Source organism: Alteromonas sp. 14N.309.X.WAT.G.H12, from assembly GCF_036697315.1.
In the GTDB taxonomy this organism is placed as follows: Bacteria; Pseudomonadota; Gammaproteobacteria; order Enterobacterales; family Alteromonadaceae; genus Alteromonas.
Genome location: NZ_JBAHZB010000013.1, coordinates 12,231 through 25,568, shown reverse-complemented (window position 1 = coordinate 25,568; position 13,338 = coordinate 12,231). Strand labels below are relative to the sequence as shown.

The window sequence follows — 13,338 nt, the reverse complement described above, 5'->3', positions numbered from 1 at the left end:
GATGTTACGGCAAAGTTCAAACAAAAAAGCGGTATCATCCCTGTTTGTTTACCATTATCGATTTCTAAAAAGGGTGCAACCTTTTTATTTAAATCCCCAAAGAAAAATCAAAAAAAAAGGCCCAGCTGGGCCTTCTTATTATCCATTACCGGTCATTATTCTGACGCAGCTTTTTTCTCTTCATTTTTGTACATCAAAATCGGTTTGGATTCGCCTTTAATTACAGACTCATCAATAACGATTTTGCTGACATTTTCCATTGAGGGAAGATCATACATGGTATCAAGCAGTACTGCTTCTACAATGGAGCGTAATCCACGTGCACCGGTTTTACGTTGCATGGCTTTACGGGCAATAGCCTGAAGGGCATCATCTCTAAATTCCAGCTCTGCATCTTCCATGGCGAACAATGCGCCATATTGCTTGGTGATGGCGTTCTTAGGTTCACGGAGAATCTGAATCAACGCATCTTCGCTAAGCTCTTCTAAGCTGGTTACCACCGGTAAACGACCAATAAATTCAGGGATCAGTCCGTATTTAACCAGATCTTCCGGTTCGACTCTCTTAAATAAGTCACTAACCTTCCGCTCGTTGTCTTTAGACTTCACTGAAGCGCCAAAGCCGATACCCGTATCTTTATTCGCCCGTTGCTCAATGACCTTGTCTAAACCGGCAAAGGCACCACCACAAATAAACAGAATTTTCGAGGTATCCACTTGCAAAAATTCTTGCTGAGGATGCTTTCTACCACCCTGGGGCGGCACGGATGCAACAGTACCTTCAATCAGTTTCAGTAATGCTTGTTGCACACCTTCACCGGACACATCCCGGGTAATAGAAGGATTGTCGGATTTACGTGAAATCTTGTCAATCTCATCGATATACACAATACCCCGTTGTGCTTTCTCGACGTCGTAATCGCATTTTTGCAACAACTTCTGAATGATATTCTCAACGTCTTCGCCCACATAACCCGCTTCAGTCAGGGTGGTGGCATCAGCCATTGTAAAGGGTACATCGAGCAACCTCGCCAATGTTTCTGCAAGCAATGTTTTACCACTACCAGTAGGACCGATAAGCAAGATATTGCTTTTTCCGAGTTCCACACCGTCGTGAACATCACCATTACGTAAACGTTTATAGTGGTTATATACTGCTACAGACAGCACTTTTTTAGCGTGCTCCTGCCCGATTACATAGTCATCCAGATGCGCGTGAATTTCCTGGGGTTTAGGTAACGCATCCTGCTTTTGCTTCGGTGCTATTTCTTTTATTTCTTCGCGAATAATGTCATTACACAGCTCGACACACTCATCGCAAATGAAAACGGACGGACCCGCTATAAGCTTTCTGACTTCATGTTGGCTTTTGCCACAAAAGGAACAGTATAAAAGCTTGTTGTCTCCGTCACCGTTCTGTTTGTCACTCATTACTTTTTGCCTCTGCCTTTCCTGAATAAACAATAAAACGCGTTACTACGCAAATTCAGGATTACTATAACTATACTACTTAGTGGCGGCTGCGTCAGATCGATTTGTTAAAATCTGATCAATCAGGCCATATTCCTTGGCTTCAGAGGCACTCAGGAAATTATCTCTGTCTGTATCCTTCGCGACAGTGTCATAATCTTGTCCTGTGTGCTGGGCCATCAAACGATTCATCTTCTCTTTGATACTGAGAATTTCTTTTGCATGAATTTCAAAATCGGACGCCTGCCCCTGAAATCCACCCAAAGGTTGATGTATCATCACCCGTGCATTAGGTAAACAATAACGTTTGCCCTTTGTGCCACCAGACAACAAAAATGCGCCCATACTGGCCGCCTGACCAATACACACGGTACTGATATCAGGTTTGATGAAGTTCATCGTATCATAAATTGCCATGCCTGCCGTAACAGAACCGCCAGGAGAATTAATATACAAATAAATATCTTTCTCTGGGTTTTCAGCTTCTAGGAAGAGCATCTGTGCGACAATCAGATTCGCCATGTGATCTTCCACCTGCCCCACCAAGAAAATGACGTTTTCTTTCAGTAGACGGGAATAAATATCGTAGGAACGTTCACCTTTAGACGTCTGCTCGACGACCATGGGGACTAATGCATCTTGTGGTTCAAATGGGTTTATCATATCTACCTTGATTTCTTAGCGTTAAAAACAACAATGCTCGGAAGTTTCCGAGCATTTAAGCAGTTGCTGACAGGATAAGTCAATCAGGGGTAACAATTACGCCTGCTTGTTCATAACCTCGTCAAAAGCTTTGGTGACGTCCTGAGTTTTGGCGTTTTCCAATACCCATTCTATCGCCTGCTCTTCCAATGCGACATTGCGCATTTGGTTCATCAGTTCTTCGTTACCTTTATAATAGTCGATAACTTCCTGAGGATCTTCATAAGCAGAAGCAGAAGTCTCAATTAATGCCATCACTTTATCGTCATCGGCCTTGAGTTCATTTTGCTTAATGATTTCACCCAGTAACAAGCCAATGCGTACACGACGCAATGCATTGTCTTTAAAAAGCTCTGCCGGCAATTCTGGCATATTTTGCGCGCCACCCGCTTGTTGGCTGAAACGCTGTTTTGCCTGTTCACGCAATGCGTTAACTTCTTGCTCGATAAGTGCTTCTGGTACGTCAAATTCATTTTTCTCGATGAGCTTGCTGATAACGTCTTCTTTTAACGTTGTTTTCAGCGTTTGGCTCAATTCGCGTTCCATGTTTTTACGTACTTCCGCTTTCAGTGCCTCAACACCGCCTTCGTCCACACCAAACAATTTCGCAAATTCTTCATCGACTTCAGGTAACTCTTGCCCTTCGACTTTCTTAACCGACACACTAAATACGGCAGCTTTACCTTTTAGCGCTTCTGCATGATAGTCTTCAGGGAAGGTCACTTCAACTGTAACATCCTCACCCTTCTTCGCACCAACCAGTGGTTCTTCGAAGCCGGGGATCATGCGATCTTTACCTAATTCAAGGGTAAAGTCTTCCGCTTTTCCGCCTTCAAATTCTTCACCGTCTACTGTACCGGTAAAGTCGATAACAATGCGATCATCTTTTTTCGCTTTGCGACGTACTTCTTTCCACGTTGCATGTTGCTTTTGCAGTGTTTCCATCATGTTATCGAGGTCAGCATCGGTAATTTCAACCACTGGCTTCTCAATTTCAATTTCTTCAACACCTTTAACTTCAACTTCCGGGTATATTTCGAAAGCAGCAACAAACTCTAAATCTTGACCGTCTTCATCTTTGACAAGTTCAAATTTAGGCATACCAGCAGGATTAATTTTTTCCTGAACAATGGCTTGATAGAAGTTTTGCTGCATTACGTCACCAGCAACTTCTTGGCGCACGGCCGCGCCAAAACGCTTTTTAATAACGCTTACCGGTACTTTACCCGGACGAAAACCGTTGATACGCTGCGTTTTTGCTAATTGTTGAAGACGCGATTTAACCGCGGAATCTACAGAATCTGCAGGTACGGTAATAGTAAGACGGCGTTCTAAACCCTGGGTCGTCTCGACTGAAACTTGCATTATGTTACCTCAACTGTGCGTCTTAAAATGACGCTTTGTTTGTATCCCCTTTCCCGTCCTTGCCATATCTAGGCGTTTTACGCCCGGGTTAGAGGTGATTATTCAACAGTGCTAAACCGTTGTTTAAACACATTGGTTAAAAAAAGACGCGGTAGTATACAAGTAGGTTTCAGCAGAGTCGAGAGGGAACTAAAACAAATCGCGGGAAATTTGAATAAAAAAGCACTTACAAGGTCACTTGCATGATTTTTTTCAATAAATAGTATGAATTTAGGGGAAATGGTCGGTGAGACAGGATTTGAACCTGCGACCCCTTGGACCCAAACCAAGTGCGCTACCAAACTGCGCCACTCACCGAACAAAAAGAAAACAAAGACGAAATGATATGCGTCTAGACGGCTAATAAAACCGAATTAAGAGGATATGCACTTTTTTCACCCTGAATAAGGGAGAAAGTGGGGTGGACGATGGGACTTGAACCCACGACAACCGGAATCACAATCCGGGGCTCTACCAACTGAGCTACGCCCACCACTGTAAAAGTGCTTTGCAAACTTATTCTACTTCATCGCTTTAGCAATGTCAGTAGTTCCTGCCAACTCGCCGATGGCGCATCCGGCAGGATTCGAACCTGCGACCCACGGCTTAGAAGGCCGTTGCTCTATCCAGCTGAGCTACGGACGCTCGACGAATCGAAGCTTACAAAATGGTCGGTGAGACAGGATTTGAACCTGCGACCCCTTGGACCCAAACCAAGTGCGCTACCAAACTGCGCCACTCACCGACTGTGTAGCGGTTGTGAACTTCACTACCGTTACGGGGTGCGCATAGTACCGACAAGACCCAACCTCGTCAAACACTTTTTTCAGCAAAAATGCTAACCGCTCACAATACGTCCAATCTATCTCTTTTTTAGCCAATTATTCTTACATTACCCCCTATTTTCACTTTGTCATGGACTAACAAGTTATGAAACAATATAGGCAACTGATTTTTACGAGAAACGATGAATGAGTGCTCACCTTATCGATGGCAAAGTGATTGCCAAACAAGTTCGTCAGCATGTTGCTGCTTATGTAGATTCCTTAAAAGAAGCCAATAAACGCTGTCCAGGCCTTGCCGTTGTCCTTGTGGGCAGTGATGCAGCCTCTCAGGTATATGTTGCCAACAAACGTAAAGCCTGTGAAGAGGTTGGCTTTGTTTCTCGTTCTTTTGATCTTCCGGCAGACACAAGTCAGGAGGCATTGCTGTCATTAATTGACGAACTCAATCACGATGACGAAATAGACGGTATTCTAGTCCAATTACCTTTACCTGCGGGCTTAAATGCCGAGCTCATCCTAGAACGAATTTTGCCGCAAAAAGACGTGGACGGCTTTCACCCTTACAACATCGGACGATTAGCCCAGCGTATCCCAGCTCTGCGGCCTTGTACGCCCAAAGGGATCATGACCATGATCGAAGCCACTAAACGTCCGGTGAAAGGCTTAGATGCGGTGATTGTTGGCGCCAGTAATATTGTGGGACGGCCCATGTCGTTAGAATTATTACTAGCCGGTTGTACGGTGACAACCTGTCATAAATTCACCCAGGATTTACAAGCCCATGTGCGTCGGGCTGATCTTGTGGTGGTTGCCGTGGGTAAACCCAATTTCATTCCTGGTGACTGGATTAAAGAAGGGGCGATAGTCATTGATGTGGGTATTAACCGTTTATCTGATGGCTCATTGGTCGGTGATGTGGATTTTGAAAAAGCCAGCACCCGTGCAGGCTGGATCACGCCCGTTCCCGGTGGTGTCGGCCCAATGACAGTGGCAAGTTTGATAGAAAATACCCTTGAAGCTTATGTAAAATACCATTCATGAACAGTGATATAATCCGTGTCACCCGCGCGTGGTTAGAAAAAGTGGTCATTGGCTATAATTTTTGCCCCTTTGCAAAACCGGTATTTATTACCGAAAAAATTGCTTACGTGGTGCAGACCAATCCCGACTTTGCTGAGATACTCGAAACGCTTTTTGATGCGTGCAAACAATTACAGCAAGCCGACCACATTACAACGACACTGATTATATTGCCCCATGGTCTTGAGGTATTTGACACCTATCTTGATTTACTGGGGATGGCCGAAGCGTTAATCGAGCGCAGCGGATTTAGCGGTGAGTTTCAACTCGCCAGTTTCCATCCCCATTATGTATTTGCTGACGAACCATTAGATTCGCCGGCAAACTACACCAACCGAAGCCCCTACCCCATGTTGCATATTATCCGCGAAGCAGATATCGACATTGCGATGAAAGATAAAGATGATGCCAGTGCGATATACGAACGCAACATTCGTAAAGCTAATGCCCTAGGCTCTGCCCATTTCGACGCCTTACTTAGTCAGATAAAAAAGGCAGCAATGCCTAATTAAGATTAGGATTGCAGTAAATTTGCTAACGACACAGAAAAGGGCTGTACCTGATATTCAGACAACATAAATACCCATTCTGATATCCATTGGGGCGAATCTGGGGTATGGATCCACAATTGAGATTGCCCGTTAGGATCAGGGGCTGAAACATACAGCCAGACTTTACTTTCATCATGCAAGGTAAAAACCCACTGCTGTGCAATGGTGACTTCATTCCATTCGTGCTGCAGAAATGGCTTTACGGTTTCAAAATCAAAATGCATCAACCCAGCCACCGCTTCAGATACTGCTGAGGGATGATAAAGCTGATTTTCATCAATAGAAGGAATAGACCATTCCCCATTTTCTGTTGGCACAAACTGTAGGGGCGGCAAGTTATTGCTTTCTCTTTCGATTTTTGCCACCATTTTTTCTTTAAAGGGCATCACGTCACGGCTTAACCAGTCTCCTGATGTTTGGGGCAAAGGAATACGCTCACTGACCAACATACTGGTTTCTTCTTCAGGCTGGCGCACATAGCTACCTCGTCGCCCTTTTGCTTTATGCCCCACCAACAGTGAGAAGACTTCCCGCTGTCCACCGATTTCCACAAGTACCGATTGTGCATCTTCACTGCGCACACTTTCTACGCCAAGGCGGTAGTAGTTGTCTGCATCGGCAGTTTTCGACTCAACCACCTCAACGTCGGTAAGTGCACTGGCAAACTGGGCTAACTTTGCGGTATCAGAGGGAAATGTCATGATGGAATCTAAATGTGTAGATAACCATTGATCATTTTCTTTAACGGCGGAAAAAAGCACACCACTGTGATCTTCTATTTTGATTCTTTGAATGTCTTTGGCCGCAGCGGCAATGTCTTTGGCCAAAGATTGCTCGGCAGAATGTTGCTGTTCTTCCCGTTGGGTCTGATACTCTACCCACCAGACAAAACTTCCCGCGCCGAAGGTCAGTAGCGCAAGAATAAGGATCCGTAAACTCATGACGACTCCGAGGTGTAAAACTTACTCGCCCGTCGTTTGCATACATAGGCACACGAAGTAAGCAGTATAATCAGTAAAAATGGGGCAACAACAATGTTTGCAATTTTCAATCTGTTTCCTAACTGGTCAATTTCCCTGTCCAACTTATAACGCACTTCCCTCAAGGATTGACGAATGGCCCCCCGCTTAGCAATTTGCTCATCAATGGCCTCTTGCTGCTCTTCAGAGTAGACAATATTCCCACCTTGACCGGTCTTCTCCTGTAGTGTCCGTAACCTTGACTCATTGTCTGCTAATTGCTGTTGCAGTAATTCTTCTTGTTCGCGGTATTTTTCTTCCGCTTGGGTTTCTAACTCTTTCACTCGGGTAAAGGGTCTTGCAAAGGTGCCCCTCGCGCGAATACCAATAAGTGCATTACTTCCGGTGAGATTCTCAATCACATTGACAACAAAATCACCATTATTGGCAAAAGGCGTTATTAAGGTATCGCCATAAAACGGAGATTGTTGCACCCAAAAGCGATCAGAAAGTAAATCGGCATCGGCAACAACAATCAGATTGAGATCACGGGTTTCCCCTTTGTATTTTTCAGCCAAAACCGGAGATTCCGGCTTTTGAAAATAAGAGCGCACTTTACCAGTGTAGCGCGCTGCCAGGGTATAATTTTGCGTATTTCCGCCAAAACCACGTTGCAAGGAAACGGGCCTCAATGTGGCCGCGTAGTCATCGGCATTGGTTAGCCCGGCATTGGTAGAGGATTGCATTAACGGCGTCATGGTTAGCCCAGGTTTTGAAATGGCCTCTAAGGCACCAAACGAAGCCCCATTTAAGGATTCCAGATTTGCCGTCGTGACGTCATTACGATCCAGCTGCTGGGCCGTTAACCCTAATATACCAAAATGTTTTATCCGGGTGCCGGATTCATCACGAAAATCCAGCCCCAGTTGAGCGTCCAGTACCACGTTAGTTAGATCGCTTTAACCCCCCAGGCTTTTAATAGCGGCAGGGACGACGGATTCGCTTGCTGGAAACGCAATGACGCCACCGCATCGGCTTCGTAATGAGGGTCAATAAAGGCTAAAATTCGCCCCTTGTGCATGGCAAACTGATCAATGGAATACAGCAAACTGTCTGACAGGTCTTGGGGATGAATAAGCACAACCACATCCGTATCATCTGCAATGGCTGCATCATTGGCGCTAACAAGGTGAATATCATAAAGCTGGGACAATTGCTGATAAAAAACCATGGGGCCCACATAACGGCCGGTGACAGGATCTTGACCGCCCGCCACAGGCAAATCCGTTACGATGGATAAGGTCATGGTATCCGGCTCGGTCAACTGATAAATCAGCTTAGTAATATCGTATTCAAGAAATTGTTCGTTTTTAGGATCAAAAAACGGAATAGTAAACTGATCATCCAATAAATTCGTGCCCGCCAAACCAAAAAAAATCGTCTCCCCTAAATGGCCAATGGCAGCACCGGTCAAGCCAAACTGATTGGCTTTATCTTCACTTTCAGAAAACGGCAGCGGATCCATGATCTCTAGCTTTATCTTGCCATCGGATGCCTGCACATATTCTTGCAACAGGCTCTCAACACGGTTGGCATAATTGCGCAGTGACGTCATGCCCGTAGTATCCGTATCGGAAAAAAAGAAATACAAGGTCACCGGCTCATTTAAAGATTTAATCACCTGCTGGGTGCCCGCGGATAACGAAAAAATCTTATTTTCTGTTAAATCTGCACGATAACGTCCCAGATAGGCGTTATTAATGTAAACCAGCAATACAAACAGAATGGCTAACAGGGTGACACTTATGATTGCATCGAGTTTTTTCATCACTACGCCGCCCTGTTTTCATCAACAATGATACAACAGGCATAAAGCCACACAGCAATGACCAACAAAAAATAGACCACATCATCGGCGGCAAGTACGCCTCTGGACATGACATCAAAATGGGTAAGAAAACTCAGTGAGGCCACCGTATCGATAATGGTGGTACTGGCCCAATTTCTGAATGTATCAAGTATCATTTCAAAGCCACTGACCACGAAAAGGGCACACATCATAACTGCCAGAATAAACGCCACGACTTGGCTGCGTGTTAACGCCGAAATACAAATACTGATGGCCAAAAACGCCCCGCTCATTAACCAGCTACCTATGTATGCCGCGAGAATAACACCATTATCAGGCTTACCTAAATAATTGACAGTCAACCACAACGGCACCGTCATAACGAGGGCAAGTGCTAGAATTAACCAATATGCGAAAAACTTTCCCATCACCGCCTCAGCCACTGAAACCGGCAGCGACATCAGCAGTTCAATGGAGCCTGATTTGCGTTCTTCTGACCAACTACGCATGGCAAAGGCCGGCACTAACAATAAATACAACCAGGGGTGAAAACTAAAAAAAGGAAATAAGTCTGCCTGCCCACGGTGATAGAAATCACCGACAAAAAAGGTCAGCACACTGTTTAGCACCAGAAAAATGATAAGATAGACATACGCCACCGGGGTAGCAAAAAAGCTACCAAATTCCCGCTGGGCTATTGCAAAACATCGACTCATTCAGTCACCACTCCTTGTGTATTTTCCTCGAGGGTTATTTCTCTAAATACTTCATCTAAACGTCCTGTTTCTACAGTAAATTTATCAACCGGTAAACGAAAATGATTAACATGCTCTACCACCGCATTCATGATCAAATTACCGGGCTCAGGAAACAGCGTCACATCACCAGTGCGGCGATCCACTTCCATTTCGTCAACCCCTTCTATTTCGGCTAACCCGGAAATATCGGCGGCATAACTGAAGTGTAAGGTAACGGCTTGATGATATCGAGAGCGTTGCTGAAGCGCTTCCGGTGTTCCGTCAAAGCGTAATTTACCCTGGGCAATGATCATTGTCCGATTACAAACCGCCGTGACTTCCTCAAGAATATGGGTGGAAATAATGACAATTTTGTCTTTCGATAACGCCCGGATAAGTTCCCTAACCTGGTGTTTCTGATTGGGATCTAAGCCATCGGTGGGTTCATCTAAAATAAGGATCTTTGGATCATGAACCAGGGCTTGTGCCAGCCCAATACGGTGCCGAAAACCTTTCGACAGTTCCTCTATTCGCCGGTTTAGTACCCCTTGCAAGGCGACTTTATTTATCACATCTTTCAACCGTTCTCGTCGCTTAGCGCCTTTTAAGCCCCTTACCGAAGCAATAAAGTACAAGAACTGAAAAACCGTCATATCGTTATATAACGGCGCACCTTCAGGTAAATAACCAATACGTTGCTGTATTTTTTTAGCATGAGAGGCCATGCTAAGCCCCTCAATGGTTACCGAGCCAGATGATGGGGCAAGAAACCCCGTGAGCATTTTCATCGTGGTGGATTTCCCTGCACCATTCGGCCCGAGAAAACCCACAATTTCACCCGGCTTGATGGTAAATGTTAAATCATCTACGGCCGTCAAACCGTGAAAGCAACGGCTTAGATTTTCTACAGCGATCATAGCGTTCCATTTGCTACTGGTTATAATATGCGATAACGGATGGCATTATGTGTTGACGATGTAATAGGCGCCATCCCCCTTCCATTAATAGTGACACATTCACGCACTTCAAGCACTTGTTCACATCACAAAAAGCCAAAAAAAACCCTGCACATGAGGCAGGGTCGAAAATTTCGTATTCCAGGGACGAAAACGAAGAAGTCTAAATAACGTATGTCACGTCATTGAATCGACTTCTGGTAGATACGTTAACCGTAAAATATGTGATAATTGTGACATTACTTGGTTTAATTTTATCTGTATGAATCTGTGAATATTCCCATGCCTTCCATCGCGCCCATTGGCACCATCGCCACCCCTTTCAAACAAAAGTTTGCCATTCCCCGACAACCGAATTTGGCACAGGCAAAAGGGGTAATACAGTTTCATGCCTCCTATGCCAACCCCCAAGGATTTAAGGGAATTGAGGAATTTAGCCATTTATGGCTCCTATTTCATTTTCATGCCACCGCCCACCGCGGCTGGAAGCCTGGCGTTAAAGCGCCCCGATTAGGCGGCAATGCCAAACTGGGCGTGTTTGCCAGTCGCAGTACCCACAGACCAAACAATATCGGTTTGTCGGTGGTAAAAAATGGCGGTATTGAAGTCACTGATGGCATGGCTTCGTTAACCGTGTATGGTGTGGATCTCCTTGATGGCACGCCCATATTGGATATTAAGCCTTATATTCGCTATGCCGACTGTTTGCCCGATGCCCAGGATAAACTCGATAGCTACGGCACCATTCCCAACCGCTCGGTGGTATTTACCCACACCGCGCAACGGCAGTGTGAAAAGATGCAAGGCCAGCATCCGGATTTAGCCACACTGATCCGCGCCGTATTATCTCAAGATCCGCGGCCCGCCTACCGGCAAAGCCAAGACGTTGATGATAAAGTCTATAAAGTGGCTTTGTATGATGCCGATATTAGTTGGCAGGTTAAAAACAATACCGTTTATGTTCTCGACATAACCCGTATTCGTTAAATTATCTGAAGTTAATCACCTAAATCCCCGTCATCATCAATAAACCAGAAAAACGGCTTTTGCGCCTATTTTTATACTGCTAGAATGGCGCGGTTTATATTTGATGTTATAGGATGAGTCACCGTAATGCGCACTAGCCAATATCTGTTGTCAACGCAAAAAGAAACTCCTGCGGATGCCGAAATTGCCAGCCACCAGCTTATGTTACGAGCCGGTATGATCCGTAAACTCGCAGCAGGTTTGTATTCATGGCTGCCCAGTGGCCTGCGGGTTTTAAATAAAGTCGCCGACATTGTTCGCGATGAAATGAATAAAGCCGGCGCCATTGAAGTGTTGATGCCCGTCGTTCAACCTGCTGATTTGTGGCAGGAGTCTGGACGTTGGGAAGAATACGGTCCTGAGCTGCTTAGAATTAAAGACCGTCATCAGCGGGATTTCGTGTTAGGGCCCACCCACGAAGAAGTGATCACCTCGTTGGTACGCAATGAAATCAGCAGTTACAAGCAATTGCCTATCAATCTTTATCAAATTCAAACCAAATTCCGAGACGAAGTACGTCCCCGTTTTGGTATTATGCGTGGTCGTGAATTTACCATGAAAGACGCCTATAGCTTTCATCTTGACGAAAGCTCGCTACAGGAAACGTACGAAAAAATGTACGCCGCCTACTGCAATATATTCAAGCGTCTTGGTCTCGACTATCGTGCGGTCATCGCCGATACCGGCTCCATAGGGGGTTCAGCGTCTCATGAATTCCATGTCCTGGCGGATTCAGGTGAAGATGCCATTGCCTTTTCTTCTGCATCAGATTATGCCGCCAACGTGGAATTAGCCGAAGCGCTTGCACCTAAGCGCAAAGCAACGCCTAGCGGCGCCCCCACAGAAACCTTGAATAAACCCAAGGATCAAGGACTAGCGGCCTTTTTCGATGCCCACCAATTAAATAGCGCCAATGCGCTTAAGGTTGTATTGGTCAAAGGTGAAGACATTGACGGCCAACCAGAAAGCTGGGTAGCGCTGGTACTGCGTCATGATCACACCCTCAACGAAATCAAAGCCGAAAAACTCGCTCAGGTGGCGTCTCCCCTTGTCATCGCGAGTGAAGAAAAAGCAGCGGCAATTTTAGGTTGCGCCCCAATGTTTGCTAACCCGTTGGATTTACCGGTAGCGGCAGTGGTGGATCATTCTGCTGCAGCCTTAGCAGATTTCACCTGTGGTGGCGGTCAAACCGATACCTTTATCGTCAATGCCAACTGGGCAGAAGATGTGACGGTAGCCGATCTTCGCAATGTGGTTGCCGGCGATCCCTCCCCTTGTGGCAACGGCGTGTTAGAAATCAAACGCGGCATTGAAGTTGGCCATATCTTTCAGTTAGGTGATAAATATTCAAAAGCCATGAATTGTGGTGTGTTAAGTGAAACCGGCAAACATCAAACCCTAATGATGGGTTGTTATGGTATCGGGGTTTCCCGTATCGTCGCCGCCGCCATCGAGCAAAACCATGATAAATATGGCATCATTTGGCCGGAGTCCATTGCACCGTTCACCCTTGCCATCATTCCAATGAACATGCACAAATCCCAACGCATTAAAGATGCGGCAGAAGCCCTGTATGCCACCTTAAGTGAACAAGGCATCGAAGTGTTATTCGATGACCGAAAAGAACGCCCTGGGGTGATGTTTAACGATATTGAACTTATCGGTATTCCCCACAGTATTGTGATAGGTGAACGCAACCTAGACAATCAGCAAGTAGAATATAAAAACCGCCGAACTGGCGAAAAAACCTTGCTGGAACTCGATAAAGTTGGCGAGTTTGTCGCCACGCTATAAACTTACTAGATGGATAGCCGCCGGGC

Annotated in this window: 12 protein-coding genes and 4 tRNA genes; 4 read left to right on the top strand and 12 right to left on the bottom strand. The window is 45.6% G+C overall.

Annotation, left to right across the window (positions count from 1 at the left end):
• Positions 1-155: 155 nt before the first annotated feature.
• The 7 genes from clpX to V5298_RS06455 form a co-directional block, all read right to left on the bottom strand.
• The gene (gene clpX / locus V5298_RS06485; RefSeq protein ID WP_332930655.1) at positions 156-1,430 is read right to left on the bottom strand and encodes an ATP-dependent protease ATP-binding subunit ClpX; all 1,275 of its coding nucleotides are present in this window, start codon (positions 1,428-1,430) and stop codon (positions 156-158) included.
• 75 nt (positions 1,431-1,505) lie between these two features.
• The gene (gene clpP, locus V5298_RS06480; protein ID WP_332930654.1) at positions 1,506-2,132 is read right to left on the bottom strand and encodes an ATP-dependent Clp endopeptidase proteolytic subunit ClpP; all 627 of its coding nucleotides are present in this window, start codon (positions 2,130-2,132) and stop codon (positions 1,506-1,508) included.
• A gap of 96 nt (positions 2,133-2,228) precedes the next feature.
• Positions 2,229-3,536 (bottom strand): trigger factor, encoded by a 1,308-nt coding sequence (tig, locus tag V5298_RS06475; protein ID WP_332930653.1) that lies wholly within the window; start codon positions 3,534-3,536, stop codon positions 2,229-2,231.
• A gap of 280 nt (positions 3,537-3,816) precedes the next feature.
• Positions 3,817-3,893: transfer RNA gene (locus V5298_RS06470), tRNA-Pro, on the bottom strand.
• A gap of 99 nt (positions 3,894-3,992) precedes the next feature.
• A tRNA-His gene (locus V5298_RS06465) sits at positions 3,993-4,068 on the bottom strand.
• Positions 4,069-4,143: 75 nt separating this feature from the next.
• Positions 4,144-4,220 (bottom strand) — tRNA-Arg (locus V5298_RS06460).
• Between the two features lie 23 nt (positions 4,221-4,243).
• A tRNA-Pro gene (locus V5298_RS06455) sits at positions 4,244-4,320 on the bottom strand.
• Positions 4,321-4,546: 226 nt separating this feature from the next.
• Between V5298_RS06455 and folD the strand changes: the two genes are divergently transcribed.
• Positions 4,547-5,401: a bifunctional methylenetetrahydrofolate dehydrogenase/methenyltetrahydrofolate cyclohydrolase FolD gene (folD, locus tag V5298_RS06450; RefSeq protein ID WP_332930652.1), complete on the top strand. Its 855-nt coding sequence runs from the start codon at positions 4,547-4,549 to the stop codon at positions 5,399-5,401.
• Entirely contained in the window at positions 5,398-5,952 is a 555-nt protein-coding gene (locus V5298_RS06445) for a DUF1415 domain-containing protein (RefSeq protein ID WP_332930651.1), read from the top strand. The genes folD and V5298_RS06445 overlap by 4 nt, the downstream gene beginning before the upstream one ends.
• Before the next feature lie 2 nt (positions 5,953-5,954).
• Here the strand turns inward: V5298_RS06445 and V5298_RS06440 are convergent, their stop codons facing one another.
• The 5 genes from V5298_RS06440 to V5298_RS06420 are packed head-to-tail and all read right to left on the bottom strand — an operon-like array spanning position 5,955 to position 10,453.
• A complete protein-coding gene (locus tag V5298_RS06440; protein WP_332930650.1) occupies positions 5,955-6,932 on the bottom strand; it encodes a DUF4340 domain-containing protein in 978 nt (325 codons plus the stop codon).
• Positions 6,929-7,894 (bottom strand): Gldg family protein, encoded by a 966-nt coding sequence (locus V5298_RS06435; protein WP_332930649.1) that lies wholly within the window; start codon positions 7,892-7,894, stop codon positions 6,929-6,931. The genes V5298_RS06440 and V5298_RS06435 overlap by 4 nt, the downstream gene beginning before the upstream one ends.
• 5 nt (positions 7,895-7,899) lie before the next feature.
• Positions 7,900-8,778 carry a GldG family protein gene (locus V5298_RS06430; RefSeq protein WP_332930648.1) on the bottom strand — a complete coding sequence of 293 codons (879 nt, stop codon included), beginning with the start codon at positions 8,776-8,778 and terminating at the stop codon, positions 7,900-7,902.
• A gap of 2 nt (positions 8,779-8,780) precedes the next feature.
• Positions 8,781-9,515 (bottom strand): ABC transporter permease subunit, encoded by a 735-nt coding sequence (locus tag V5298_RS06425; RefSeq protein ID WP_332930647.1) that lies wholly within the window; start codon positions 9,513-9,515, stop codon positions 8,781-8,783.
• Positions 9,512-10,453 (bottom strand): ABC transporter ATP-binding protein, encoded by a 942-nt coding sequence (locus tag V5298_RS06420; protein WP_332930646.1) that lies wholly within the window; start codon positions 10,451-10,453, stop codon positions 9,512-9,514. Before V5298_RS06420 ends, V5298_RS06425 begins: the two co-directional genes overlap by 4 nt.
• 309 nt (positions 10,454-10,762) lie before the next feature.
• Between V5298_RS06420 and tsaA the strand changes: the two genes are divergently transcribed.
• Complete coding sequence (gene tsaA, locus V5298_RS06415) at positions 10,763-11,479, top strand: tRNA (N6-threonylcarbamoyladenosine(37)-N6)-methyltransferase TrmO (RefSeq protein ID WP_332930645.1); 717 nt, start codon at positions 10,763-10,765, stop codon at positions 11,477-11,479.
• 126 nt (positions 11,480-11,605) lie between these two features.
• Complete coding sequence (locus V5298_RS06410; protein WP_332930644.1) at positions 11,606-13,312, top strand: proline--tRNA ligase; 1,707 nt, start codon at positions 11,606-11,608, stop codon at positions 13,310-13,312.
• The last annotated feature ends 26 nt before the right edge of the window (positions 13,313-13,338 follow it).